The 25,130-nt window shown below is 35.0% G+C and carries 23 protein-coding genes and 1 tRNA gene; 14 read left to right on the plus strand and 10 right to left on the minus strand.

The window, feature by feature from the left end:
• Positions 1-280: hypothetical protein (locus SFT90_07980; GenBank protein ID MDX1950413.1), on the plus strand; the 280-nt coding region annotated here is incomplete at its 5' end.
• Here the strand turns inward: SFT90_07980 and fmt are convergent.
• Together fmt and grxB are read right to left on the minus strand one after the other, a co-directional pair.
• Complete coding sequence (fmt, locus tag SFT90_07985) at positions 277-1,197, minus strand: methionyl-tRNA formyltransferase (GenBank protein MDX1950414.1); 921 nt, start codon at positions 1,195-1,197, stop codon at positions 277-279. The genes SFT90_07980 and fmt overlap by 4 nt on opposite strands.
• A gap of 166 nt (positions 1,198-1,363) precedes the next feature.
• Positions 1,364-2,014, minus strand: coding sequence for a glutaredoxin 2 (grxB, locus tag SFT90_07990; GenBank protein ID MDX1950415.1), 651 nt, complete (start codon positions 2,012-2,014; stop codon positions 1,364-1,366).
• A gap of 74 nt (positions 2,015-2,088) precedes the next feature.
• Between grxB and SFT90_07995 the strand changes: the two genes are divergently transcribed.
• Positions 2,089-2,976, plus strand: a complete 888-nt coding sequence (locus SFT90_07995; GenBank protein ID MDX1950416.1) for a hypothetical protein — start codon at positions 2,089-2,091, stop codon at positions 2,974-2,976.
• Between the two features lie 79 nt (positions 2,977-3,055).
• On the opposite strand, the gene SFT90_08000 is transcribed toward SFT90_07995, so the two are convergent.
• Positions 3,056-3,202, minus strand: a complete 147-nt coding sequence (locus tag SFT90_08000) for a hypothetical protein (GenBank protein MDX1950417.1) — start codon at positions 3,200-3,202, stop codon at positions 3,056-3,058.
• Between the two features lie 250 nt (positions 3,203-3,452).
• A complete protein-coding gene (locus tag SFT90_08005; protein MDX1950418.1) occupies positions 3,453-3,755 on the minus strand; it encodes a hypothetical protein in 303 nt (100 codons plus the stop codon).
• 142 nt (positions 3,756-3,897) lie between these two features.
• Here SFT90_08005 and SFT90_08010 point away from each other — a divergent pair, with 142 nt between their 5' ends.
• The 5 genes from SFT90_08010 to SFT90_08030 all read left to right on the plus strand — a co-directional run bounded on the left by SFT90_08010 (position 3,898) and on the right by SFT90_08030 (position 10,509).
• Positions 3,898-4,137, plus strand: a complete 240-nt coding sequence (locus SFT90_08010) for a DUF465 domain-containing protein (GenBank protein MDX1950419.1) — start codon at positions 3,898-3,900, stop codon at positions 4,135-4,137.
• A gap of 191 nt (positions 4,138-4,328) precedes the next feature.
• The gene (locus tag SFT90_08015; protein ID MDX1950420.1) at positions 4,329-5,615 is read left to right on the plus strand and encodes a flagellar hook-length control protein FliK; all 1,287 of its coding nucleotides are present in this window, start codon (positions 4,329-4,331) and stop codon (positions 5,613-5,615) included.
• 14 nt (positions 5,616-5,629) lie between these two features.
• The gene (locus tag SFT90_08020; protein ID MDX1950421.1) at positions 5,630-6,340 is read left to right on the plus strand and encodes a flagellar hook capping FlgD N-terminal domain-containing protein; all 711 of its coding nucleotides are present in this window, start codon (positions 5,630-5,632) and stop codon (positions 6,338-6,340) included.
• Positions 6,341-6,348: 8 nt separating this feature from the next.
• Entirely contained in the window at positions 6,349-8,475 is a 2,127-nt protein-coding gene (locus tag SFT90_08025; protein ID MDX1950422.1) for a flagellar hook-basal body complex protein, read from the plus strand.
• A 429-nt stretch (positions 8,476-8,904) separates the two neighbouring features.
• Positions 8,905-10,509, plus strand: coding sequence for a hypothetical protein (locus SFT90_08030; GenBank protein MDX1950423.1), 1,605 nt, complete (start codon positions 8,905-8,907; stop codon positions 10,507-10,509).
• Positions 10,510-10,524: 15 nt separating this feature from the next.
• On the opposite strand, the gene parE is transcribed toward SFT90_08030, so the two are convergent.
• A complete protein-coding gene (gene parE, locus SFT90_08035; GenBank protein ID MDX1950424.1) occupies positions 10,525-12,582 on the minus strand; it encodes a DNA topoisomerase IV subunit B in 2,058 nt (685 codons plus the stop codon).
• A gap of 135 nt (positions 12,583-12,717) precedes the next feature.
• Here parE and SFT90_08040 point away from each other — a divergent pair, with 135 nt between their 5' ends.
• The 4 genes from SFT90_08040 (at position 12,718) to SFT90_08055 (ending at position 17,358) form a co-directional block, all read left to right on the plus strand.
• Positions 12,718-13,737 (plus strand): peptidylprolyl isomerase, encoded by a 1,020-nt coding sequence (locus SFT90_08040; protein ID MDX1950425.1) that lies wholly within the window; start codon positions 12,718-12,720, stop codon positions 13,735-13,737.
• Between the two features lie 214 nt (positions 13,738-13,951).
• Complete coding sequence (locus tag SFT90_08045) at positions 13,952-15,298, plus strand: TldD/PmbA family protein (GenBank protein MDX1950426.1); 1,347 nt, start codon at positions 13,952-13,954, stop codon at positions 15,296-15,298.
• A gap of 71 nt (positions 15,299-15,369) precedes the next feature.
• Positions 15,370-16,620, plus strand: coding sequence for an MFS transporter (locus SFT90_08050; GenBank protein MDX1950427.1), 1,251 nt, complete (start codon positions 15,370-15,372; stop codon positions 16,618-16,620).
• 3 nt (positions 16,621-16,623) lie between these two features.
• Entirely contained in the window at positions 16,624-17,358 is a 735-nt protein-coding gene (locus tag SFT90_08055; GenBank protein ID MDX1950428.1) for a superoxide dismutase, read from the plus strand.
• Here the strand turns inward: SFT90_08055 and SFT90_08060 are convergent.
• Positions 17,355-18,245 carry a hypothetical protein gene (locus tag SFT90_08060; GenBank protein MDX1950429.1) on the minus strand — a complete coding sequence of 297 codons (891 nt, stop codon included), beginning with the start codon at positions 18,243-18,245 and terminating at the stop codon, positions 17,355-17,357. The genes SFT90_08055 and SFT90_08060 overlap by 4 nt on opposite strands.
• 54 nt (positions 18,246-18,299) lie before the next feature.
• Between SFT90_08060 and SFT90_08065 the strand changes: the two genes are divergently transcribed.
• On the plus strand, positions 18,300-19,505 hold the full coding sequence (locus SFT90_08065) for a tRNA guanosine(34) transglycosylase Tgt (protein ID MDX1950430.1): 1,206 nt from the start codon (positions 18,300-18,302) through the stop codon (positions 19,503-19,505).
• Positions 19,506-19,554: 49 nt separating this feature from the next.
• Positions 19,555-19,639 (plus strand) — tRNA-Leu (locus SFT90_08070).
• 31 nt (positions 19,640-19,670) lie between these two features.
• On the opposite strand, the gene SFT90_08075 is transcribed toward SFT90_08070, so the two are convergent.
• The 4 genes from SFT90_08075 to tuf all read right to left on the minus strand — a co-directional run bounded on the left by SFT90_08075 (position 19,671) and on the right by tuf (position 22,869).
• Positions 19,671-19,910 carry a hypothetical protein gene (locus tag SFT90_08075; GenBank protein ID MDX1950431.1) on the minus strand — a complete coding sequence of 80 codons (240 nt, stop codon included), beginning with the start codon at positions 19,908-19,910 and terminating at the stop codon, positions 19,671-19,673.
• Entirely contained in the window at positions 19,910-20,707 is a 798-nt protein-coding gene (locus SFT90_08080) for a hypothetical protein (GenBank protein ID MDX1950432.1), read from the minus strand. The genes SFT90_08075 and SFT90_08080 overlap by 1 nt, the downstream gene beginning before the upstream one ends.
• A 262-nt stretch (positions 20,708-20,969) precedes the next feature.
• Positions 20,970-21,521, minus strand: coding sequence for an acetolactate synthase small subunit (gene ilvN / locus SFT90_08085; protein MDX1950433.1), 552 nt, complete (start codon positions 21,519-21,521; stop codon positions 20,970-20,972).
• 157 nt (positions 21,522-21,678) lie between these two features.
• Entirely contained in the window at positions 21,679-22,869 is a 1,191-nt protein-coding gene (gene tuf / locus SFT90_08090; protein MDX1950434.1) for an elongation factor Tu, read from the minus strand.
• Positions 22,870-23,167: 298 nt separating this feature from the next.
• On the opposite strand from tuf, the gene thrS reads away from it, so the two are divergent.
• Positions 23,168-25,120 (plus strand): threonine--tRNA ligase, encoded by a 1,953-nt coding sequence (thrS, locus tag SFT90_08095; GenBank protein MDX1950435.1) that lies wholly within the window; start codon positions 23,168-23,170, stop codon positions 25,118-25,120.
• The last annotated feature ends 10 nt before the right edge of the window (positions 25,121-25,130 follow it).

Here is a 25,130-nt window from a genome sequence, read left to right on the forward strand (position 1 = left end):
AGAGCAGTTAAATAAACTTCCAGAAAGTCTTAAAAACGAAAATATCAATAGTTATTATCTAAGATTTCCTGATAAAAACATTTCTAATCAAATAAATAAATTTATTGGTGATTTTAGTAAGTTGAAAAATTTATCTGAAGAGCAAGCTAAAAATTTTTACGAGAAAGATTGCAAAGAGATGCTAACAAATTGGGATATAAATGAAAATAATTATAATCCAATTGTAGGCAATTTATTTAAAATTACTAACCCTGAAAAAGATGGTTTTTCAAGGTATTAAAAGATTTTATTTCCTTTCAAGAAATCTTGGATTGGCATTTTTTTCTTGCCCTCTTTTTGAATGATTTTTGGGATTATAAAACCATCAGCACATTTTATTTTAAGAATATTATTTTGAATAAAAAAATCAGCGGATTTTTCTTTTTGTTCGTTGCTTTCAAAAAGCTGAAAATCTGACTCAAAAACCTTATATTTAACGCTATTATGAATAAAATAAGCGGCAGGGTAGGGGGATAAGCCCCTGATTTGATTATATATTTCTATACAAGGCTTAGAAAAATCTAAAATTTCTTCATTAGCTAGGATTTTCTTTGCATAAACCAAGCCTTCATCGCTCTGAATGCGAGCATTTTTGTTGTAAAGCTCAATATTATCAAGCACTTCAATAAGTAAATCTGCCCCTTTATCAGCAAGTAAATTGTGCATATAGCCAGCATTTGCGATGCTGGGAACTTCTATAATTTTCTCTTGCAAAATATCTCCAGAATCAAGACCTTCTGCCATTTTCATAATGCAAACACTAGTTTCGCTATCGCCAGCCATTATTGCACGCTGGATTGGTGCAGCACCACGCCATCTGGGCAGCTTTGAGGGGTGAATATTTATACACCCCCATTTAGGAGCATCTAAAATTGGCTTTGGAAGTAGCAACCCGTAAGCGGCAACAACTGCACAATCAGCGTTTTGACTTGCAAAAATTTTCTGCTCGTTTTCATCTTTGAGAGTTTTTGGCGTAAAAACTGGTATTTGAAATTCTTCAGCTTTCTTATGGATTTTTGATTTGTGAACCTCAAGCCCCCTTGCAGCAGGCTTTGGAGGCTGAGTATAAACAGCAATAATCTGATGATTATTTGAATTATAGATTTTTTCTAATGCAGGAATCGCAAAATCTGGCGACCCCATAAATATAATTTTCATTTGTTCTAAATTAAAAGTTTTTGAAATACTTTACTCTAAATTCCCTCTTCCGTTTACGGGGGAGGGTTAGGGAGGGCATATTATAAACTAAACTTTTGCGATTAATAAAAGCCCCCCTCTTAATCTCCCCCCGTAAACAGGGGGAGAAATAAAGAGCAAAATCAATCTAAATTGCTTTATCAAAATATAATTCTATCTCTGCGTTGCGAGATAAATTATTTATATAATTCAAAACTTTACTTGGAATAGCTAAACCTCTTACAATCGTTAAAGCTCGAAGGGTTGGAAATAGATGAATATCATCTTCAGAAATTTCCTCCCCATTAACCGCACTTTCATTTTTGATGAGTGAAACTAACTCCTCAAGGTGATTTTCGGCTATAGATTTTAACTCTGGTGTTCTACTGATATTACCTTCAAAAGAGCCAATCATATCCTCTTTTTTAGTTTTGAAATATCTGATGGCTGAATCAGTTGCAAACTCAGGTAAATTAACCTCTATAGAGCGGGGCATATATAGCCGGCTTACATATTTTCTTGATGCCTCAAGCCAGTCAGAAACCGCTTTATTATTTTTACCAAGGATTACTGGCTTTCCAAAGTTTTTATCTATAAAAGCTACAATATCCATAGATTCCGGAATTGCAGAGCCATCTGGCTTTTCCAAAATTGGCACCATTTTCTGCCCAATTAGCTTAGTTGGGGTTTCAACATCATCATTCAAGATTGTAATTTCTTGATAAGGAATTTTTTTAAGCCCAAAAATCATTCTAGCCTTGATGCAATATGGGCAGTGATTGAAGGTGTAAAGTTTCATAAAAGCAGTTTTGTTAATGTTCGATTAATCTTTTTGTGATATGATAATAATACTCAAATTATATAAAACAATTAATGAATTTACCTAGTAATAAAATTAGTGTTTTTTGGCAATATTCCAGTTCTATTACCGCTGAGGCTGGCGAATCGCAGGGGGATTTCAAAACTTTTGATAAAGTTTTTCATAACAACAAACTTTACTATCGCATAAATCCTGATGATATTGATTTTACTAAAATGACTGAAGTTCAGAAATCCGCTGAAATTCTTGCTTTTAAGGTAACAGAAGGAAGGGTGAAAGTGGTTACAAAAATTGGCTTTAGTAATCAAACCATAAATTATGCGGAAGCAGGGGATTATATTGTATATAATATTGGCACAGAAAATAATAGCCTGACACTGCTTGAGAAATTATTATCAGCATCAAAAAAGGTTATTAAGGCTGAAAATTTTGATAAATTATATTCTAATTCAACGGAAAAAATTAAACTCAGCAAGCAAGAGCAGAATGTTATAAAAGCTGACTTAGCGAGCGACAATAATGATGATAATTCTGATTTTACTGATTACACATTCATAGATTCTATAGAAAAACATATTTACATCGGCAAGCCTGTTTTTGTGTGCAAAGTGCCTTATAATTTTGTGATTCGTGCACCTTGGGGGAGTGATCAATTCGTTCAAGCTGGCGGAATGATTGTATATAACATCAACACCAGTAGAGGTTCTCATAAAGATATTTATGGCGTGCATGGCTCTAGCAAAGGAGTTGCAGGTGAGTTTGAGAAAAGCTATTCTGTAGTTGATGATGAAAAAAAAGGCCTAATTGTGGATACTTACAAGATGGCTTTGCGTTGTGATAGGTCTCCAATCGCTGGCATTCAATTTACTAATAGAGATATGAGAATGGCTCATGAAAGAATAGGCAAAGATTGCCCTAGGCTTGGAATTTTTGTTGATTAAGGATTATTTGAGATCTTGATATAATTAACTTTCTAGATTGCCACTTTTACGGCAATAAATAATCGTAAGGGGTAAAACACTAACGTCTAGGTTGATTTACATTAGGTGCAACGGCACTTCCACATTCAGTTAATGTTTTATCTAATTCTCCTGCAACTCTTTCATATCCGCTCTTCAAAGCTTGAAAAGCCTCTACAAAATTAGCTTGTCTATTTTGCTCGGTCATAAAATAAATTATTGATTGTTTGTTTCTTTGTCTTCTCATTGATTGTCACCCCGCACTTGTTGCGGGGTTAAACAAAAATAAACACTTTCACTTCATACCCGCGAAGGCGGGTATCCAATATTTTATATTATAGATTCCCGCTGGAGTTTACCCCGTGCTTGACACGGGGCGGGAATGAATAATGTTAGCTATTCTTAACCCCGCAACAAGTGCGGGGTGACAAGTGTTGTTTAATAAACAAAAATAAACACTAATTACCAATTCCTACTTTCTGAAAGAAATTTTCAAATGCTTCATCAATTTCTTTCTTAGCTTTGTAAATTTTCATTTTCTCCACACCTGATAAAACCCTGCCTGATTTTAGGTATTTTTCAAAGTTAGTTGTCATTATATCACAGTTTTTTTCTACTTTTGCAACAATATTTTCAATTAAAGGCAAAAATGGCTCAGTATCCTCAGGGAATTTCTCACATAAATCAATAGCTTGTTCTGCAAAATCGTATATTTGCATCATCTGATCAAAAGCCTGTTTTTGCACTTCTAAACCTTCCATAAGCCTAAAAAATTAACATTTTGTGTATATTAGCATATAATAATTAAAAAATTGTTAAACTACATAATTTATTCTTGATAAATATCAATGAGGGAAATTTATTTGATTTTAATCTAAGGCTGTTAACCTAAACTTTTATAGTATGCTTGAATCACACGAACTTGCTTCTGAATTTCCAGAATTTAAGGATAAAATTCATAATCTAAAAACCTCTGATGCACATTTTGCTAGGCTTTTTGATGAATATCACAATGTAACTAAAGAAGTTGAAAGGCTTGAAGGTGTTGGTCAACCAACTTCTGATTCTTATGCTGAAACCCTTAAAAAGAAACGCCTCAGCCTAAAAGATGATTTATTCCATCTACTAAAATCAGTTGCTTAAGGCTTTTTATTTTTTAGTCTTTTTTCAAAACCCCATCAGTTTTTTGATGGGGTTTTTTTATATGAAAATTTTGCCTAGTTAGTAAATATAGATTATACCCCTTCTAAATAAGTAATTGATATTAAATGAAAAATAAATTTGGCACGAATTTAGCTTTATAAATTTCTGAGTAAAAATATTTATAAAGTTTAATGCTAAATAATTTATTAACATCTCTGACTTCTAACACTAATGGTGCAATTAGTGGTGTAGCTGGTTATGGCAATACGCAGGCTAATGTTGCAAATAATGCGAATTCCAGTGGCACAAGTTCTGATGGATTATTCTCTCAGATATTAAATGATGTAAACTTAAATAATATTGGTGATGTTAGCGATGCATTAATACCTGATGCACAAATAGGTGACGGAGCTTTAGCGAGTAATAATATTCAAGCTGATTTAGCGAATAATATTCTTAGTAAAGATACTGCAATTATTTCACCTGAAGCATCTAATTATATATCTCAAGTAATTTCAAATCAGCCAAGTATAGTTGCGGTTGATAATGCAAACCCAATATTTGTAGAAACGCCAACTGAAGAAGTTGCAAATATTACAGATCTAGCACAGCCTAAATTAAACAGCCTTGATAGTATAACTAAAAATTCACTTCCATCTGTTAATCAGGCTGGTGATGGAAAAGCTGATTTATCTGTGGTTGAAAATATTATACCTAAAAATTCAACTGCAAAGCAAGATGAAAGAATTTTAGGGCAGGATAATTTGGAATCTTGGGCTGTTTCTAAAAAGAATGATTATCTTAACAAAGCTATAGATATTATAAATAATAGCACAAGAAACCCATTTGGATTACCTCAAAATGCACTTATTTCAGAGGGGCAAAGTAAGATTCAAAATGATAGTGGAGTAACATTAAATTCTTCACTTTATGCAGATGGTGAATCGCTTTTCAATAAACATATTGATAATACACAGGCAAAAATTTCAGACACTAAATCTGAGCTTGCAAATAGAGAAATAAATTTTGAGCAAAATTATAAAATTGCAAGCTTTTCAAAAGGCAAGAACTCCATTGAGCTTCATTTAGAGCCGGCACATCTTGGCAAAGTTAATATTAAATTTGATTTTAGTGCTGAGGGCAAGCCAGCAATTATGGTTCTTGCAGATAAAGCTGATACACTTGATATGTTAAAGAAGGATAGTTCGGAAATACAAAAAATCCTTCAAGACAATGGAATTAAAGCAGATTCAGGCTCTTTAAGTTTTAACTTAAATACTGGTGGAAATTCCCAAGGTTATGAAGCTGCACAAGATAATTGGTCAAAAAACAATAGCTTGTTTGCCTTCTCACTAGAGCAAGATTTTCAAAATTTAGATATTGAAACAATTAATGATAACAACCCAAGTTATATTTCTTCTGCGGGTGCAATTTATAGAGGGAATTTGGCATACGGAATGCTTAATATACTAGTATAACTAAAATTTATTTTATGGTTTCGGCTATTGGAAGTTCATTTATAACTAATAAATCAAGCTCTTTTCAGGAAGGTTCTGATGCTTTCTTGAAAACCAGTGAAGATTATCTTCAGCTATTTATGGCACAGATTAAATATCAAGATCCAACTGAGCCATTTGGCGTTGATAAAATGGCTAGCCAACTTGCAAATTTATCAAGTGTTCAACAATCAATTGAAACTAATACATCGCTTAAGGATTTGTTAAAAGTTTCTTCAAGCTCGCAAGCTTCATCAGTTGCAAATTTTATTAATAGGCAAGTTGAATATATAGGTAATGAATTTTATTATTTTCCTGAAGCGGGAAGTCAGAATGTAAGTTATAAAGCTGAAAAGGATTTTTCTTCAGCAATTGCTGAAATTAAAGATGAGGGTGGCAAAACAATTTGGAAGGGTTCAGTTGAAAGCACTCAAGGTGAGCATAAATTTTCTTGGGATGGAAAAGATGATTTGGGCAATGCTAAATTGGAAGGAAAATACAGCGTATTAATTTATGGTATGGATGCGGAAGGCAAGCAATCTCCGTTTCAAACTATTACAAATGGTATTGTTTCAGGGGTGGATTATACTCAAAACGGGCAGCCAACTCTAGTTTTTGGTAATCAAAAAAGCCCAATAAAAGTTTCAATTGCAAATGTTGCCAATGTTTTTGGTGGCGGTGAAATTAATATAATAAATAATAATTAGGGGGATATATGTCTTTATTCGGTGCATTATCAGCAAGTTTAACAAGCTTAACTTCGCAATCAACTGCAGTTAATATTATTTCAAACAATATTGCAAACCTCAACACAACTGGTTTTAAGTCGTCTTCAGCATCTTTTCAAACGCTAGTTGCTGGTAGAGTTGGCGGTGGTGTATTAGATTCAATTAGGCAAAATATTGATACTCAAGGTGCAATTCAATCAACTGGAGCTGGAACAGATTTAGCGTTGCAAGGAAATGGATTCTTTGCAGTTACAAATCGTGCTGGGTTATCTTCATTCGCTGAGGGCGGAAATGTTGATACATTATATTCAAGAGCTGGCTCATTTAGAACAAATTCTGATGGTAACTTGGTTAATGAAGCAGGTTATGCATTGCTAGGTTGGCCATTAGATTCAGAGGGAAGATTACCTGGCGTTTCTGGTAATTCTACTTATACAAGATCAGCAAAAGACTTAGCGAGCTTAGTGCCTGTTTCGACAGCTTCAATTACTGGAACTGCAACGCCAACTTCATCTATAAATGCAAAAATTAACTTAAGAGCTGAAGAAGATGTTCTGCAAGGTGCTGGTGGATTACTTGATCCAGTTAGTTCAGCAAACGCAACTAATAGTGCAACAGATATTATAATTCCTGCAGGTTTTGCTAATGGTGCTACAATGACCGTTACAACTGGCATTGGTGATAGCTTTGTTTACACATATGGTGGCGTTGCTCTATCAGATGACATCGCAGGTGGTATTGGGGGGGTTACTTCACCTACAGCAACCTTTACAGCAGCACCTTTTACTAATGGTGCTGAATTTACAATTACAGTTAATGATGGAACAGGTGCAAAAACTTTTACTTATAGGTTTACAGCTACATCAAACACTAGCTTGGGTGAATTTAGAAATCTAAATGAATTATCTCAAATTATTAATGCTACATCTGGTTTAAGGGCTCGTGTAAATAATGGAATTTTATACATTGCTGGTGATGATGCAAACTCAAGTTTAGCATTTTCTGATGTTGCTTCAAGTGGCTTAGTTGCTGGTCTTGGTTTAGATGATGATAGTATTACTTTTAACAGCACAGGAACAAGATTTGCCTCATTGGGAAATCTAAAATCTGCAATTGATGCAACTGGTAACCAAAAAATCGCTGCAATTTTGAATAACCCTACTGGAAGTGCAACACTAAATATTTATAATGTTGACCCAACTGATACCATAACATTTACAGATAGCTTAGCTGGTGATGACTTACTTGATGAATTTTCACTAAACACAACCGCAATTCCACCTGTTTATGATGCAACAGCTCCAGTGGGCGGTGGCAAAAATATGGCAAGTGGTGCTATCCCTGCGGATTTCTCGAGAACAATAACGGTTTATACTTCTCTTGGGCAACCACTAGATTTAAGATTAGCATTCGCTAAGATAAGGGATTCTGAAAATGAAGGTTCTTGGGCTGTAGAATTATACGCTTCTGACCCAACACAAGTTACAGGTGCGGTTAGCTCTCTTAAAGATGATGGATTAATTGCGTATGGGGTTGTTTCTTTCAATGGTGATGGAACATTAAAATCAGTTTCTGGCCCTTCAACTGCGGGTGCATCAATTGCTGGTGATATCATATTAGACCCAGCAGGATTAGCAGTTGCACAAACCTTAAATTTAAGATTAGGAACAGCAGGTGATGTTGGAATTGGAAAATCAGATGGTTTATCGCAATTTGGTGGACAATATTCAGTTGATAATTTAAGCCAAAATGGTTTCCCTACAGGTAGGTTACAAGCTCTGCAAATTAATGCAGAAGGCTTAGTAACGGCTGTTTTTGATAACTCTCTAAGTTCTGTAGTTTATAAATTGCCTATAGTTACTTTTGCAAATCCTAATGGTATGACGCAGGAATCAGGTAATGCGTTCTCCTCTAATAGTGAATCTGGCGGTGCAAACTTAGGTGAAGTTGGTGATGCAGGCGTTGGAACTATAGTACCAGGTGCGTTAGAGGTTTCAACTGCTGAAATCGGTTCAGAATTAACAGCTTTAATTGTATCACAACAAGCTTATGGTGCATCAGCTAATGTTCTTAGAAAAGTTGGTGAATTATTTGATGAATTAAAACAGCTATAATTTTTCTATATCAAATACCCAAGAAGCAGAAGTTTCAAGGGTTGGCGGTTTAATCGCCGCTTAAATTAGCTCATGTAGAGTAATAGCGTTCCCCCAACGCTTTGAGCTTATAGTCTTAATTGACTTAAGAACGCCCGTAATTATTCCCATTCCCCCTTTTTAATAATTACGGGCTTTTCAATTTATTCCAAAAAAACTTAAAATAGATGTTGTTAGGTATAGTTAGAGATAAGCTCCTTAACCTCCAATTGTCGCCCCGCATTTATTGCGGGTGTGAATTCACACCCGCAACAAGTGCGGGGTGACACTAAAGAGAAAAAACTACAGAAATTAATTAAAACCTACCTTTATCTTACAATACCCTAAAATAACTTCTTGAATTTAATTAGTATTTTGTTAATAAGTGTTATGTTATAACGTAACACATTTATGGAAGAAGTTGCATCAGAAATTATAAATTACCACTTTAGAGAAAATTCGGGTGTTTCCCAAAAATACATTAGTGAATTTAGCAAAGATGGCTTTTATAAAGCAAACAGCCTCAACAAAAGTGAATATGTTGCTGAAAACACTCCAGACCTTATAGCTATTGGCATATATTTATTTAAGAAAAAATATCCTAATAAAGAGCTTCAATATTCAGATTATAGCAAATTTATTTTATGTATTGAAGAGGCTTATAAAAATTTATCTGGAGTGTATAATTTATATGAGTCTGAGATAAAAAAGCAGGGCAGGGTTTTTTTAAGTGAGCAGGATATTCCTCACAATCATGGAGAAAATATTATTGGCTATGACCCATCATATGAGGCATTCCAGAGGTTAAAATTAAAGCAGCTTGCAAAATCTGCTGTTGGTATTGGTGATGTGTTGCACCATCTTGAAGAGGGCTTGCTTGACCCTTCAAATACACCGCTTGTTTTTGATAGTAAAAATGAAATTTGGGTGCCAATAAATTTTGGACACGGGCAGGGTGGAGATAATGACCACCACTCACACGATCAATATTTACCTCATATTTCAACGAATTTAGTTGGAATGGTTAATTCAGGAAATTCTACGAATAGTTTTTTATCTTTAAATAGAATGAGTAATAATGGCTTTCATTATGCGATTTCCTCAAATTTTGAATTTGAAAAAGTTGAAAATGTTCTCGGCTCAAAAATGCATAACTCAGTTTTTAGAGGTTATAAGCCAATTTCTCAAGATGCAGATGGCTTTAGGGGGCTTGATGTAGCGGTTATTTATAATGATTCTAATCACGAAGCAGATGAAAACAAGCCAATTTACTTGCCTCATCATCATCCAATGGCAATATTTGAAGGCAAAAGTTTGGAGGCTTATGTTGGAATTAAAAACACTCAGCAATTTTTTACTCACGCAATGGGTTTGAGTAGAGTTTTCAAAGGTAAGAAAGATTTATTCGGCCTAAAAGCTGAAACAAGTTTTAGAATACCCTCACTTGCTGGTTTTGGTTTTTTCACAACAACCGCTTTATATTCTGAAAAGATAAATTTTAATGGTGGTTATGGTGGCTCTCATTTTGGGCTTGGAATTAATTTTGAACAACACGGAAAAGTTAGCTTCTTAAATCCGCTTGCACATATAAAATTATCAAGAAATGAAATTATTGCAGAGGGCGGTGAACTTGAAAAAAATATCAATGCAGAATTTACATATAACGCACCAATAAATAAATTTCTTTCTTTGAGTGCAAATGCAAATATAGAGAAATCCGCTGATGAAACACATCAAACATTGAATAGTTATTTACAAATTACCCCCGCTAGAAATTTTTATTTTCAAGTTGGTTATGATGCCTCAAAAAAAACTGAAATTCTTGATGGATTGGAAGAGGTTTCAAACGCAGGTAATATATTTTTAGGGGCAGGGGTTATACATAATGCTGTAAATATAAACGCAAGAGTAAATTTTACAAATGACGAAGCAGGCAGATTTTCAAACACTGGAGTAGTTTCAGTAAATGCTAGTTACAATTTCAACCTTACTAAAAAGAAAGTGGTTAAAGATTGATGATAGGCGGTAAAGTTAAATATCTAGCTCTTTGAGTAAATCTGGGTTGGAGATACCTTTTTCAGTAATGAAATTGAAGCGTTTTTCTGGTTTTTTGCCCATTAAATCTTCAACCATATTTTCGGTTATAGATGGGTCATCTTCAAGGGTTACCTTAAGAAGTGTTCTATTTTGTCGGTTCATAGTGGTTTCTTTAAGCTGATGGGCGGTCATTTCTCCTAAGCCCTTAAATCTGCCGATTTCAATCTTCTTTTTACCATTTTCTGAGAGTTTTTTAACTAATTCATCTTTTTCTTTATCATCATTTGCGTAAATGGTTTTATCCCCAATTTTAAGGCGGTAAAGTGGCGGTTTTGCAAGGTAAAGCCGGCCTGAATCAATCAAACCCTTCATTGAGCGATAGAAGAATGTCATAAGCAAAGTTGCGATATGAGCCCCATCAACATCAGCATCTGTCATAATGACAACTTTACCATAGCGTAAATCTTCAATTTTGAACTGACTGCCAGTGCCAACACCAAGTGCGGTGGTTAAATCTTTAATTTCCTGATTGGCGAATATTTTATCATCAGTTGCGGAAGCGACATTCAAAATCTTGCCACGAATTGGCAGAATTGCCTGAGTATTCCTATCGCGAGCTTGTTTGGCTGAACCACCTGCTGAATCACCCTCTACAATAAAAATCTCAGTATCTTCTGTGTTTTCAGAGCTACAATCTGCAAGCTTGCCCGGGAGCCTAAGCCTTGAGGTGATGGTTTTCCTCTGCGTTTCCTTTTTTAATTTGCGAGAAATTCTTTCATCTGCATATCTAATTATTGTTTCAATGAGATTAGAAGATAAATCTTTATTCTGCCCAAGAAGATTATCAAACCTATCTTTCACGGCGTTTTCAACTAATTTTACGGCTTCTTGATTTAAGAGTTTTTCCTTAGTTTGCCCTTGAAATTGAGGCTCGGAAATAAAAGCGGAAAGAACAAAAATCGCATTCGAAAAAACATCTTCATTAGTTATTTTTTCAGATCTTTTACCAAAAATTTTTTCTGCATATTCTTTGATGGATTTAGTAACTGCAGATCTAAAGCCTGATTCGTGCGTGCCTCCAAGTGGTGTTGAAATTGTATTGCAGTAAGAATAGCTCTTGCCCTCATTTTCAGCGAATTCTAAATTAGGCCAGATGATTGCCCATTCAACCTTGCCTTTATCATTAGATAAATCGCTCGCACCATAAAAATAATCCCTACCAATAACATCTTGGTTTATTGTAATATCGTTGATGAAATCCCGAATGCCATTCTTAAAGCATATTTTTTCAGAGGCTGGAATTGGCTTTTCAGGGTTAATAATATTTTCATTGCAAGCCCAATTTATAACAACGCCAGAAAATAAGTAAGCCTTTGCTTTCACCATATTATATAATTTCTCAGGCTTAAATTTATGCTTGCCGAAAATTTCAGCATCTGGAGAAAATATAACTTTTGTGCCTTTGCCTTTTGAGTTTTCCGAAATAATTTTTAACTTAGTTTGCGGGTTTCCTTGTGAATATTCTTGGCGATAAGTTTTGCCATTTCTAATAACTTCAACCGCTAAAAAGCTAGAAAGTGCATTTACAACTGAAATACCAACGCCGTGCAATCCGCCAGAAGTTTTATAAACGTTTGTATTAAACTTTCCTCCTGAATGGAGGGTTGTAAGAATCACTTCTAATGCTGACTTACCTGGGAATTTTGGGTGTTCATCAATTGGAATTCCTCGCCCATTATCAGAGATTGTAAGCGAATTATTATCATCTAAATATATAAAAATTTCTTTAGCGTGGCCTGCAACGGCTTCATCCATTGAGTTATCCAAAACTTCAATCGCGAGGTGATGCAATGCGTTTTCATCAGTGCCACCAATATACATTCCAGGGCGACGGCGAACAGGCTCAAGCCCTTCTAAAACCTCTATGTCATCAGCAGAATATTCAGTGTTTTTCTTTTCTTTAACTGGTTTTATTTCAGTTTTTACATTTTGCTTTTGATCAGAGTTTTTATTTTTTTTCACATCACTTATTAAAGAAAGTAAATCAGACATATCAAAAATATTATTTTCCAATCAACTAACTTTATTTTTAGCCCTTTGCAAGTAAATATGATTTTTTTACTATTTATCTTGAATGGAAATTTTTTATAAACTATATCATATAAAAAATATTAACAAAAAATTTTTATGAAATTAAATCTCAATTTTGGCTTAAAAAATATAGTAATTGCAGTGCTTGCATTGGCAACAATAGGTCAGGGGGCAGTGATTTTACTTAATCAAGATGCTATTCTTGGAAGTAGTGAAAATTCTGCAAATACTAATGATTGTAGGGTTATTAAAAGAAATTTTTCTGGTGAATTAATTGCCCTTGCTGATGGCAAAGAAATTTATGAGCAGGAAGTTCGTGAAAGATTGAATTTTATAACGGGTGGCAGAGGTTCACAAATTAATTTAGGACAGATGGATGCACAAGGTCTAGAAGCCGTTGCAAGGGAAGCAGCAGTTCAGAAAAAAGTTCTTGAAGAGGCTTATCTTAACAATATTCAAAATGATCCTGAGCTTCAAAACAGAGTTGATGATTTAGTTGAAAATATTTACAAAGAAAAATATCTAGAAACTATTGCAAAAGCAGCGGTTACAGAGGAAAAATTAAAATCTTTATATGATGAATTAGTTTCAAAAGCAAAAACCTCTAAGCAATATAAGGTAAAACATATTCTTCTTAGAAGTGATGCAGAGGCTAGGCAAGCAATTGAAAAAATTAAATCTCAAAGATTTGAAGATGTTGCTAAATCTATGTCAGTTGATAAGCAATCTGCGGTTCGTGGTGGTGATTTAGGTTACATCTTCCCAGAAGAATTTGTTTTAGAATTCTCTCAAGCCGTTAAAAAGCTTGGTAAAGGGCAGACTTCAGGCGTTGTAAAAACTGAGTTTGGCTATCACATAATTAGAGTTGAAGACATTAAAGATGCTGAAATTCTACCTTATGAAAAATCTAAGCCAAGAATTGAAAAACAGCTTGGTGCTGAAGCGGTTAAAACTTACATTGAAGAATTATCCAAAAAAATAAATGTCAATGTGGTTAAGCAGCCAGCACCTGCTAACGCAAATCCTGCTGAAGGGCAAGCACCAGTGAATCCAGAATCGCCTGCTACAACTGCACCTTCTGAACCATCTCTTAACCCAGATGAAGTGAAGAATTAAACTTGCATTGATAGGTATAGATATATTTGGTTGATTTAACCTCAAATTGTCACCCCGTGCTTGTCACGGGGTTAATAGTTGAAAGTGTTTGTAAACAAGCTTCTGAGCGTGTTTTATGGTTAACCCCGCAATAAATGCGGGGTGACAGAATGTGAGATAAATAGCTTAAATTTAGTAAAATATATCTTTACCTAACAATACCATTAAACTTCTAATGAATAATCTTGAAATAGCGGAAAAGGCGGTCAATTTAGCTCTTAAAAATGGTGCTAGTGACGCTGATGCGGTGGTTGTGCAGTCACTCAACCTTTCATACAGGCAACATCAGGGCAAACCTGAGAATATTGAATCTTCTGAAACTAGAGATTTAGGAATTCGGGTTTTCTTATCGCAAAAAGAAGGTTCAAAAATCGCACTAATTTCAACCAATAATTTGCTTGAGAAGAATATTGAATCAACAGTTGAAAAGGTTATTGAGCAAGCAAAATTATCACCACTAGATGATTCTTATCGCCTAGCAAATGAAACTGAATTTTATAAAGGTGATGATTTGGATTTGCAAATAAATTGCCCAAATTCTGCTAATATTGATGAACTCAAAAACTGGGCTTCAGAAGCCGAAGAAACGGCACTTTCTTATAAAGGTATCACAAATACAGAATTTTCTGAAAGTGCATATTCAAAAAGTGAAACGACAATTTTTACTTCAAAAAAATTTGCAAAATCCTATTTTACAACAGGGTATAATATTTCTGTTTCAGTGATTGCAGGGCAGGGCGTTGATATGCAAACAGATTATGATTATACCTATAAATGCAACAAATCTGATTTGTTATCGCCTAAAAATATTTCTATTTCTGCCTGTGAAATGGCAATTAAAAAACTTTTTCCTAAGAAAATTAAATCAGCAAAATTGCCTGTGATTTTTGATAAAAAAGTTTCAAAAAATCTTCTTTCAAATTTTATCAGCGCGATAAATGGTAATTCTATAGTTAAAAATTCCTCTTTTTTATCGGATAAAATGGGTACACAAATTTTTCCTAAAAATGTTAATATATTTGATAACCCACTGATGTTGCGAGGTATAGGATCTCAACCTTTTGATGCTGAAGGGCTTAGAGGTGCTGAAATTCCTCTTGTAAAAAATGGTGTTCTTGAAAACTGGATTTTAGATTTGCGTTCTGCATCAAAACTTGGGTTAATCTCAAACGGCAGGGCTTCTCGTGGGATAAATACTCAGCCCTCACCTTCTTCAACCAATGTTTATATGAATGGCGGTAAAATAAACTTTCAAGATATGCTAAAATCAGTAAAAAATGGTTTTTATGTAACTGATGTTTTTGGAATGGGTGTTAATGGCATAACCGGCGATTACAGCCAAGGTGCTAATGGTTTTATGATTGAAAATGGTGAAATAACCTATCCAGTTGCTGAAGTTACAATCGCTGGAAATTTATTAGAAATGTTTATAAATTTGCAAATTGCAGATGATTTAGAATTAAGATATTCTAAAAACGCCCCAACTATTTTGGTTGAAAATATGACTATCGCTGGGAGTTGATTTCGTTAATCGTCCATCGTTAATCGTTAATGGTTAACTGCGATAAACGATTAACGATAAACGAAGCACTTATGAAAAAAGTAATTACATCAACAATGATTGGGAATGGCTTGGAGTGGTATGATTACGCCCTCTATGGCCATTTTGCTGCGTTAATTAGCAGGCATTTTTTTCCTCAGCAAGATCCTGTAGTTTCGTTAATTGCAACATTTGGAATTTTCGCGGTGGGCTTTTTAATGAGACCAATAGGAGCGGTTTTCTTCGGTTATATCGGCGATAAATATGGCAGAAAGCAAGCCCTTTCACTTTCTATTTTGCTTATGGCAATTCCAACGGCTTGCATAGGCTTACTGCCAACTTATGAGCATATTGGAATCTGGGCGACAATTTTACTTACTATAATTAGGCTTGTGCAAGGCGTTGCAATCGGCGGAGAATTTGGTGGCTCAATTGTTTACTTAGTTGAACACGCATCAGAAAAAAATAAAAATTTAATTGGAAGCACCTCTGTAATAAGTATGCTAATTGGCGTTTTGCTAGGTGCTGGAATTTCATCACTTTTAGCTACAATTATGAGTGAAGAAAATTTTGTAAATTATGGCTGGCGGATTCCCTTTATTCTGGGCTTAGTAATTGGTTTAGTCGGGTTATATATCCGTACACATCTTGATGAAAGCCCAGCATTTCTTGACGCTAAAGAAACCGGCCACCTTTCTGATAAACCTGTGAAGGAAACCTTCCAAGCTAATTTAACTGAGCTTTTACTTGCAATTGGCGTTTACATGGCGGTTACAATTCCATTCTATTTGCAATCGGTTTTTATGAATAGTTTTATGGTGAAGTTTCTCGGCTTCAAAGTTAGTGATGCTCTTTTTATAAATTCTGCAAGCCTTCTAATGATGATGATTGCAGTGCCAATTTCCGCAATTCTCTGTGATAAATATGAGAGGGAAAAAATCTTAAAATTTGTTCTAGTTGCTTATATAATTTTTGCACTGCCACTTGTATATTTTCTTGATGACAAAAGTTTTGCAATGGCATTAATTGGGCAGCTTGGTTTTTCCTTTATTATTGGGTTTTATATTGCACCAATTCCAACGCTTTTGGTTGATATATTTCCAACTCGTGTTCGCTATACAGGAATGTCATTATCTTGTAATCTAGCGGCGGCTATATTCGGTGGCACAACACCAGCACTTGTAACTTTTTTTATAAATAAATTTGAGACTGATTATGTAATTTCAGCTTTTATAATCTTCTCTGCTATTATTTCGCTAATATCAATGGCAAAAGTTCGCACGAAATTTAATTACGATATATAATTTATGAACCGCAGAGAATTTCTTACATTTTCAGCGCCAGTATTAGCTTTTATGGCTGGCTTTGCTTCAATTATTGGAAGCCCAAGCCTATCTTATGCATTTAATGGAAATAAAAAATCTTCTAATTATCCATTTTTATTACCAAAATTACCTTTCAAGCCTAATGATTTAGAGCCTTATATTTCTTCTAAAACAATAGATTTTCATTATAATAAACATCACAAAACCTATATTGATAATTTGAATAATTTAGTAAAGGGGACTGAGTTTGAGCAATATTCTCTTGAGCAAATTATTATAAAAACTTTTGGAAAAAAAGATTATATTTCAGTTTTTAATAATGCTGCACAGGCTTGGAATCACAATTTTTTCTGGCATTCTATGAATAAAAATGCTGGCGGAAAACCATCAGAAAAATTGCTAGGAAAAATTGAAAAAGATTTTGGCTCTTTTGATAATTTTAGAAAATTATTTTTTGAAGAGGCTACAAAAAAATTTGGTAGTGGTTGGTGTTGGATGGTTTTAACCTCTAATAAAAAACTTGCGATTAGAACAACAGGTAACGCTGAGCTTCCTCAAGTTTTTGGTGAAATCCCGCTCTTAACTCTGGATTTATGGGAGCATTCTTACTATCTTGATTATCAAAACCGCCGATCTGATTATGTTAATGTATTCCTTGATAAACTTGTAAATTGGAGCTTGGCAGATAGGATAGTTGAGACAACAACTAAAATTTAAGCTCTGGATTTGCTATCAATTCCATTTTCAATATTTGCATATAGAGCCTCATTTTTAACTTCTAGTTTATAGCCTTCTGTCATTTGTTTAACTTTTTCCTGAAGTTTATCCAAATCTATTGATCCCTTTCCGTCGTCAGATTTTTGTATTGGGTTATGTTTTTCGTAAACTGGAACATAATCTGCTGGAGTTACTTTTTGATATTTGCCATCAATATTTTTTCTTAATTCATTCGCTTCATTTCTAATTTGAGCAATTTCTGATTTATTCATATCTCTTTCAGGTGAAGTAACACTCATTCCATTGCTATCTAATTTTATAGTTATAGTTTTATTATTTATAAGATCATAAATACTAATTTGATTTTCTAAGATTTTGTAATTTCTTAGATTGCTTCCTTCGCCCATCATTGCTATGTCAAATTTAATATATAATTCTTGATCAATTTTTTCACCTAGGGAGTATCTAACATACTGGTATTCTTCAAGTTTTCCTCCTTGCTCTAGTAATTTAGATTGATACATTACTTCCCTGTAATAGCTATAATCTGAGCCGAAATATTTATCTACATAATCTGAAATTAGACCTTCCATATAAGGATTCTCTGCTTGAATATGATATGAAGATTTATCTTTGCTAAATATGGGCTCGCTAAAACCATATTGAGTATGAGGGAAAACTTCTAATCTAATAGGAAAATTTTTTTTAGAATCATCTTCACCAAGATCAATTTCAGCAAAATCCAATGCAAAGCCTTCTGGTCTATATTTTGCTGATGGCTCATTTGTATAATTAAGCTGAAATTTTGATAATTTACTACCACTAAATTTTATTTGAGCATTCTGAAATGCCTGTTGTGGCTGAATTTGCAATAAAAAATTTTGCATAAAACTATTTGTTGAATTAATTGAGCTTGATACTAATACAAAATAGTTAAAATAATGTTAAAGAAACTGAAAAATTTTACCTTACATAAAAAATCAGGCAAGGCGAGGCTTGGAACGCTTATAACGCCTCATGGGGAGATTCAAACGCCAATCTTTATGCCAGTTGGAACGGCTGGAACGGTGAAGGCGGTTGCGGTGGATGATTTGCACGCAATTGGCGTGCAGATAATTCTAGGTAATACTTATCATCTTAATCTTCGTCCAACATCTGAGAGGATTGCGGAATTTGGCGGGTTGCATAAATTTATGAATTGGAATAAGCCGATACTTACGGATTCTGGGGGTTTTCAGGTAATGAGCCTTTCTAAAATCCGAAAAATTACTGAGGAGGGCGTTCAGTTTCAATCTCACATAGATGGCTCAAAGCATATGATTTCGCCTGAGCGTTCAATGGAAATTCAGCATAATATTGGTGCTGATATTACAATGATATTTGATGAATGCACGCCGTTTCCTGCAACTCACGAGGTTGCCAAAAAATCAATGGAGTTATCTTTAAGGTGGGCGGAAAGGAGTAAAAAAAGCTTTGGGGAGCTTAAGAAGCAGAACCTCGGATCTTCAGAACCTCAGAACTCCAGAATTCAAAATTTCCGAAATTCTGAAGTTCCGGAGTTCCGAAGTTCTGAATACCTCTTATTCGGTATCGTGCAAGGCAGTGTTTATGAGGATTTACGCTTGAAATCCGCGGAAGAACTTCTTAAAATTGGGTTTGATGGAATGGCGATAGGCGGGCTTGCAGTTGGCGAGGGGCAAGCGGAAATGCTAAGAGTGCTTGATTTTACCTTGCCTGCAATCCCTGAAAATTTACCCCGCTATTTAATGGGTGTTGGCAAGCCTGATGATTTGGTTGAAGCAATCGCTAGAGGCGTTGATATGTTTGATTGCGTGCTTCCCACTAGAAGTGGCAGAAATGGTCAGATTTTCACTTGGAATGGTGCTATAAATATCAAAAATTCTAAATTTGCTGATGATAAATCTCCACTTGATGAAACAAGTGAACATAAAGCTTTAAGTCAGTATTCTAAGGGTTATTTGCATCACCTGATGAAATCAGATGAAATACTTGGCTGTATGCTTTGCTCACAAGCTAATTTAGCGTTTTATTTGGATTTAATGGCAAAAATCCGACAAGCAATCTCTGAAGATAAATTCCTGGATTTTTACAATAATTTTTTAGAGAATTATAGAAAGTTTTATTAAACCCTATCTTGATTTTTTTGGAAGGGTGGTATAAATCATTTCTAGATTAGCCCCTGTGGTGGAACTGGTAGACGCGTCGGATTCAAAATCCGATACCGCAAGGTGTGTCGGTTCGATTCCGACCGGGGGCACCAAACCATACTAAAGCGGAGTGGCATAGAACCACTAATTTTTAATCATATCTTTTATTTCTTGAATAATTTCTTCAGGTGGGTTTTCACCATAACCTTTTTTAAGAACCACCCCATAACTATCAAGGTTTAACGCTTTTCCTAGTTCAACATCTTTTTCAAAAATCTTTTCTTTCAGTGGTTCAAGTTTTAGAATCCACCAAGCATAATCACCATTATTCTTGCTAGTAACAATTCTAAATAATCCAAATTTTGTGTATTGTAATTTGTTCATTATTTTTCTAGAAATTTTGGGAGATCAAATAGTAGTTTGTCTTTTGTTGTTCCACCGTCAACTATGTTAGTTAAAGTGTTTTCTGTTTTTATTTCATTAAGCAGTTTATTTTCTGAAAGTCTTTTATACTCTTGTTGCAAACCCTCTAGGTCTGGTTTAAGTTTTATCAATTCTTCAATAAAAACCTTTTGAACATGCCTAGCGTGGACTTCTGAAGGCTGAGATTTATATAAATTAATATCTTCATTCGCTTGAATGTAATATTTGCTATAAGGCATATTCTGTAGCCTTATAGCATTTTTATCTTCTTCGGTTCCAACCATGCTAGAATACTTTTCATAACCTCTTCCATGCCCAAGTATTTCATGTGCTAAAGCACTAATTAAAACTTCAGGACTTTTAAAAGCGTTTAAATCTTTCGGTAAAAACAGGAAGTGTGTGTCAAGCATAGATTGGTGATATATGCCCTTACCATCAGTTGAGAATTCAATATGAATATCATATTTCAAGTTACTAGCTTCAGAAATATTTTTTATAAAATTTTTTAAAAATACTTCTTTTCCACTTTGATCTAAAAATGCCCAATTTTCTATATCATTTATAAGGTTATAACCTTTAATTAATTTTTTAAATAAAGATCTAGTAAAGTCAGCCTCTGATTCAAGAAATTCAGGAGATAGTTTATGTGATATAATTTTCTCTTTATCAGAATACTCAGACCTATTATTACGCTTCAATTCCTTAAAATAAGAATCTGGATTATAATTCTTCAGAAAATTTTCAGAACCATTTTTCATTAGTATTTAAGACTGAATTTTTTAAATTTATTATTAGAATTCATTTTATCACAAAAAAGTTAAAAAAACACTAATCAGAAGCTTCATTTCTTATCTCATTGAAATATAGTTGCTTTTTATAAAGCTTGAAGAATCGGCTGCCATTCAAATATCTTCCCTCCCAATGTAGGCGGGGCGGAAAACACCTCTCCTAAAGTGTTGATTGATTCAAAAAACTCTGTTATTTGGTTCGAGGTTACTCCGCGTTGGGGCACCAAACCTATTAAAACTCAATAACTTCTTTACCTTTAGAAAGGGCGGTTACGCCAGTTTTGGCGACTTCTTTAACGCCAAATGGCTTCATAAGAGTAATGAATTTTTCAATTTTTGCAGGTAAATCTGCTAGTTCAAAAACGAATGATTCTGGCGTTGAATCAATAGTTCTAGCACCAAATCTATCAGCCAATGCTTGGGCAGCGGTTCTATCTTCAGGCTTATCACTTAGAACTTTAACCAAAGCCAAGGCACGCTCAATATGGGGGCTATCATAGGTTAAATCTTTAACTGAATAAACTGGCACAAGCCTATTTAGTAATGCCATAATTTGCTCAATAACTGCGTAAGAACCTTTTGTAACAATCGTTATTCTGGAAACCGCACGCTCATCATCAACCGAGCTAACGGTTAGAGAATCAATATTATAGCCACGGCTAGTAAAAACGCCAATCACCCTTGATAAAGCACCCGGCTCATCATCAAGAATTACGGAGAGAGTATGGCTAACAGCCTCATCTTTCTTTTCAATAATTTCATAAACGGAGAGTTTAGTATTCATGGCTTAAAATTATTTTGATTCGGAAAATTTATAAAACAAATTTATTTAATATCAAAGTTTATTTAACAAAAAACCCCACCTTTTGAGGGGTGGGGTAAAAATTTTTAAGTATCAGTGCAAGTAAGTTAATACTTGCACTGAAAACTGATACTAGTTATTATTTCACAACTTTAGAAACAACGCCAGCACCAACCGTTCTGCCACCTTCACGGATAGCGAAACGAAGGCCTTCATCCATCGCAACAGGTGAAAGAAGTTCAACAATAAATTTAGTGTTATCGCCAGGCATAATCATCTCAGTTCCAGCTGGAAGCGTGATGCTACCAGTTACGTCAGTTGTTCTGAAGTAGAATTGTGGGCGATAGTTAGAGAAGAATGGAGTATGTCTGCCACCTTCTTCTTTAGTTAAAATATAAACTTCTGCTTCAAATTGTGTGTGTGGAGTAATAGAACCAGGTTTAGCAAGAACTTGACCACGCTCAACTTCTTCACGCTTAGTTCCACGAAGTAGAACACCAACGTTATCACCAGCTTCACCTTGATCAAGAAGTTTACGAAACATTTCAACACCTGTGCAAGTAGTTTTAATAGTAGGCTTGAAACCAACTATTTCAATCTCTTCACCAACTTTAATAACGCCTTGCTCAACACGACCAGTAACAACTGTTCCACGGCCTTCAATTGAGAATACATCTTCTACTGGCATAAGGAATGGCTTATCAAGAACACGGGTTGGCTGAGGAATATAAGCATCAACTTGTTTCATTAATTCTAAAATAGAATTTTCACCGATTTCAGCATCTCTACCTTCAAGTGCAGCTAATGCAGAACCTTTCACGATAGGGATTTGATCACCAGGGAAACCATAAGAAGAAAGAAGTTCACGAATTTCCATTTCAACAAGGTCAAGAAGCTCTTTATCATCAACTTGATCAACTTTGTTCATATAAACAACAATCGCAGGAACACCAACTTGGCGAGCAAGGAGAATATGTTCGCGAGTTTGAGGCATTGGGCCATCAGCAGCGTTAACAACTAAAATTGCACCGTCCATTTGAGCAGCACCAGTAATCATGTTTTTTACATAGTCAGCGTGGCCTGGGCAGTCAACGTGTGCATAGTGACGAGTATCAGTTTCATACTCAACGTGCGCAGTGTTAATAGTAATACCACGAGCTTTTTCTTCAGGTGCAGCATCAATTTGATCATATTTGCGAGCTTCCGCCTTACCTGATTTAGAAAGAACAGTTGTGATAGCAGCTGTTAATGTTGTTTTACCGTGGTCAACGTGGCCAATTGTGCCAATATTGCAGTGAGGTTTAGTTCTCTCAAACTTAGCTTTAGACATAAGATTTCTCCAGTTTTATTTAATTGAAAATAAGCAAACATTTTTAGCCTATCTTTTGCTATGGGTGCTTAATAAAACTTTTTTTTCTTTCAAGCAAGAAAAAATAATTTTAATTTTGATTTTTATTGTTTGTTATATCTTACTGCAACTAGAGTGCAGGGGAGTTTTTCAAAAATATCAATCATTTTTAGCCACTGTAAAACTTAAATTAGATTTTTTTACCGGCAATAAATCAACTAGTTGAAATAATGTGAAAAACTTCTATTAATTATCAACAATAAAATATCACTTTATATAGATGCCAAAAATTACCCTACCAGATAATTCAGTTCGTGAATTTGATTCTTCAGTTTCTAGCTTGGAAATTGCAGAAAATATTTCAGCAAACCTTGCGAAAGCCGCAGTTGCAGCCATAGTGAACGGAGTTCAAACAGATATTTATATCCTAATAAATGATAACTCAAAGCTGGAGCTTCTCACTCTCAAAAATCAAGATGGGCTTGATGTGATGCGTCATACTCTTACAGCACAAGTTTTAGCTAGGGCGTTAAAAGAAATATATAAGGATTGTAAATTAGCAATAGGCCCTACCATTGAAAACGGCTTCTATTATGATGTTGAAACACCAGAAACAATTCGCCTTGAAGATTTTGAACGCATCGAAAAAAGAATGCGAGAAATTATCGCTGAAAATTCTTCGGTAACTCGTGAAATGGTTGAAAAAACTAAGGCAATAGAACTTTTTAAGCAAAGGAATGAACCCTATAAAGTTGATATTATTGAAAAAGCAAAAGATGATGACACCACTGAAAAAGGCAAAATTTCTATATATTGGCAGGGCGAAGATAAGAGATTTGTTGATTTATGCAGGGGGCCGCATCTTCGTAATCTAAATCAAATTCCTGCTGATGGGTTCAAATTAACTAAGGTTTCTGGGGCTTATTGGCGAGGAGATTCCAAGAATAAAATGCTCCAAAGGGTCTATGGCGTTGCATTTGCGAGCAAGAAGGAGCTTGATAAATATCTTCATATGATGGAAGAGGCTGAAAAGAGAGACCACCGCAAACTTGGTAAGGAACTTAAATTATTTCACATTCAGGAAGAAGCTGTAGGGCAAGTGTTCTGGCATCCTAAAGGCTGGACACTTTACAGAACGCTTGAAAATTATATTCGTGAAAAAATTCTTGCTAATGGCTATGTTGAAGTAAAAACACCAATTCTGGTTGATAGAAAACTTTGGGAGGCCTCTGGGCACTGGAGTAAATATCGTGAGGCTATGTTCACCAGTGAATCTGATGAAGAAAGGGTGCTTGCAATTAAGCCTATGAACTGCCCTTGCCATGTGCAGATTTTCAATAATGAATCACATTCATATCGTCAGCTTCCGCTTAGAATGGCGGAATTTGGCTCTTGCCATCGTAATGAGCCAAGTGGCTCTCTGCACGGGTTGATGCGTGTGCGTGGCTTTACGCAAGATGATGCACATATTTTCTGCACTGAAGACCAAATTGAAAGTGAGGTTATCGCATTCTGTAAATTGCTAAAAGAAGTTTATAACGAGCTTGGCTTTGATAAAATCAAAATCAAATTTTCAGATAGACCAGAAACTAGGGCAGGGGACGATGCTACTTGGGATAAATCTGAGGCCGCCCTCAAACAAGCCGCAGATGCAAGCGGTTTGGAGTGGGTTCTTAATTCCGGCGAAGGCGCTTTTTATGGCCCCAAATTAGAGTTCACTCTAGTTGATGCAATCGGCCGTGATTGGCAGTGCGGCACACTTCAAGTGGATTTAGTTCTGCCAGAACGCCTAGATGCAAGCTATGTTGGTGCAGATGATAAAAAGCACCGCCCTGTGATGTTGCATCGTGCGATTTTAGGCTCTTTTGAGCGATTTATTGGCATTTTGATTGAGCAATATTCTGGTAAATTCCCGCTTTGGCTTGCCCCTGAGCAGGTTGCAATCTGCACTATTTCAGAAGACGAAGCACAAATAAATTATGCGAATAAAGTTTTAGAACAGCTTAAAAACCTAGGTTTTAGAGCCTTTACTGATTTAAGAAATGAGAAGATCTCCTATAAAATTCGTGAACATATGCACGCCAAAATACCAGTGGTATTCACTATTGGCAGTAAGGAAGTGGCGGAAAACAAAGTAAATCTCCGCCGTTTAGGTAGCGAAAAACAGGAAACTATTGATTTACAACAGGTTATCGCAAATTTAGTTGAAGAAATAAAAACCAAAAAAGCTTAACGTTTTTTTA

Source organism: Rickettsiales bacterium (genome assembly GCA_033762595.1).
GTDB lineage: Bacteria > Pseudomonadota > Alphaproteobacteria > Rickettsiales > UBA8987 > JANPLD01.

What these genes read in the sequence shown, in the direction of transcription:
- fmt (MDX1950414.1), bottom strand. Translation starts at nt 1,197, where the DNA reads ATGAAAATTATATTTATGGGGTCGCCAGATTTTGCGATTCCTGCATTA.
- grxB (MDX1950415.1), bottom strand. Translation starts at nt 2,014, where the DNA reads ATGAAACTTTACACCTTCAATCACTGCCCATATTGCATCAAGGCTAGA.
- SFT90_07995 (MDX1950416.1), top strand. Translation starts at nt 2,089, where the DNA reads ATGAATTTACCTAGTAATAAAATTAGTGTTTTTTGGCAATATTCCAGT.
- SFT90_08000 (MDX1950417.1), bottom strand. Translation starts at nt 3,202, where the DNA reads ATGACCGAGCAAAATAGACAAGCTAATTTTGTAGAGGCTTTTCAAGCT.
- SFT90_08005 (MDX1950418.1), bottom strand. Translation starts at nt 3,755, where the DNA reads ATGGAAGGTTTAGAAGTGCAAAAACAGGCTTTTGATCAGATGATGCAA.
- SFT90_08010 (MDX1950419.1), top strand. Translation starts at nt 3,898, where the DNA reads ATGCTTGAATCACACGAACTTGCTTCTGAATTTCCAGAATTTAAGGAT.
- SFT90_08015 (MDX1950420.1), top strand. Translation starts at nt 4,329, where the DNA reads ATGCTAAATAATTTATTAACATCTCTGACTTCTAACACTAATGGTGCA.
- SFT90_08020 (MDX1950421.1), top strand. Translation starts at nt 5,630, where the DNA reads ATGGTTTCGGCTATTGGAAGTTCATTTATAACTAATAAATCAAGCTCT.
- SFT90_08025 (MDX1950422.1), top strand. Translation starts at nt 6,349, where the DNA reads ATGTCTTTATTCGGTGCATTATCAGCAAGTTTAACAAGCTTAACTTCG.
- SFT90_08030 (MDX1950423.1), top strand. Translation starts at nt 8,905, where the DNA reads ATGGAAGAAGTTGCATCAGAAATTATAAATTACCACTTTAGAGAAAAT.
- parE (MDX1950424.1), bottom strand. Translation starts at nt 12,582, where the DNA reads ATGTCTGATTTACTTTCTTTAATAAGTGATGTGAAAAAAAATAAAAAC.
- SFT90_08040 (MDX1950425.1), top strand. Translation starts at nt 12,718, where the DNA reads ATGAAATTAAATCTCAATTTTGGCTTAAAAAATATAGTAATTGCAGTG.
- SFT90_08045 (MDX1950426.1), top strand. Translation starts at nt 13,952, where the DNA reads ATGAATAATCTTGAAATAGCGGAAAAGGCGGTCAATTTAGCTCTTAAA.
- SFT90_08050 (MDX1950427.1), top strand. Translation starts at nt 15,370, where the DNA reads ATGAAAAAAGTAATTACATCAACAATGATTGGGAATGGCTTGGAGTGG.
- SFT90_08055 (MDX1950428.1), top strand. Translation starts at nt 16,624, where the DNA reads ATGAACCGCAGAGAATTTCTTACATTTTCAGCGCCAGTATTAGCTTTT.
- SFT90_08060 (MDX1950429.1), bottom strand. Translation starts at nt 18,245, where the DNA reads ATGCAAAATTTTTTATTGCAAATTCAGCCACAACAGGCATTTCAGAAT.
- SFT90_08065 (MDX1950430.1), top strand. Translation starts at nt 18,300, where the DNA reads ATGTTAAAGAAACTGAAAAATTTTACCTTACATAAAAAATCAGGCAAG.
- SFT90_08075 (MDX1950431.1), bottom strand. Translation starts at nt 19,910, where the DNA reads ATGAACAAATTACAATACACAAAATTTGGATTATTTAGAATTGTTACT.
- SFT90_08080 (MDX1950432.1), bottom strand. Translation starts at nt 20,707, where the DNA reads ATGAAAAATGGTTCTGAAAATTTTCTGAAGAATTATAATCCAGATTCT.
- ilvN (MDX1950433.1), bottom strand. Translation starts at nt 21,521, where the DNA reads ATGAATACTAAACTCTCCGTTTATGAAATTATTGAAAAGAAAGATGAG.
- tuf (MDX1950434.1), bottom strand. Translation starts at nt 22,869, where the DNA reads ATGTCTAAAGCTAAGTTTGAGAGAACTAAACCTCACTGCAATATTGGC.
- thrS (MDX1950435.1), top strand. Translation starts at nt 23,168, where the DNA reads ATGCCAAAAATTACCCTACCAGATAATTCAGTTCGTGAATTTGATTCT.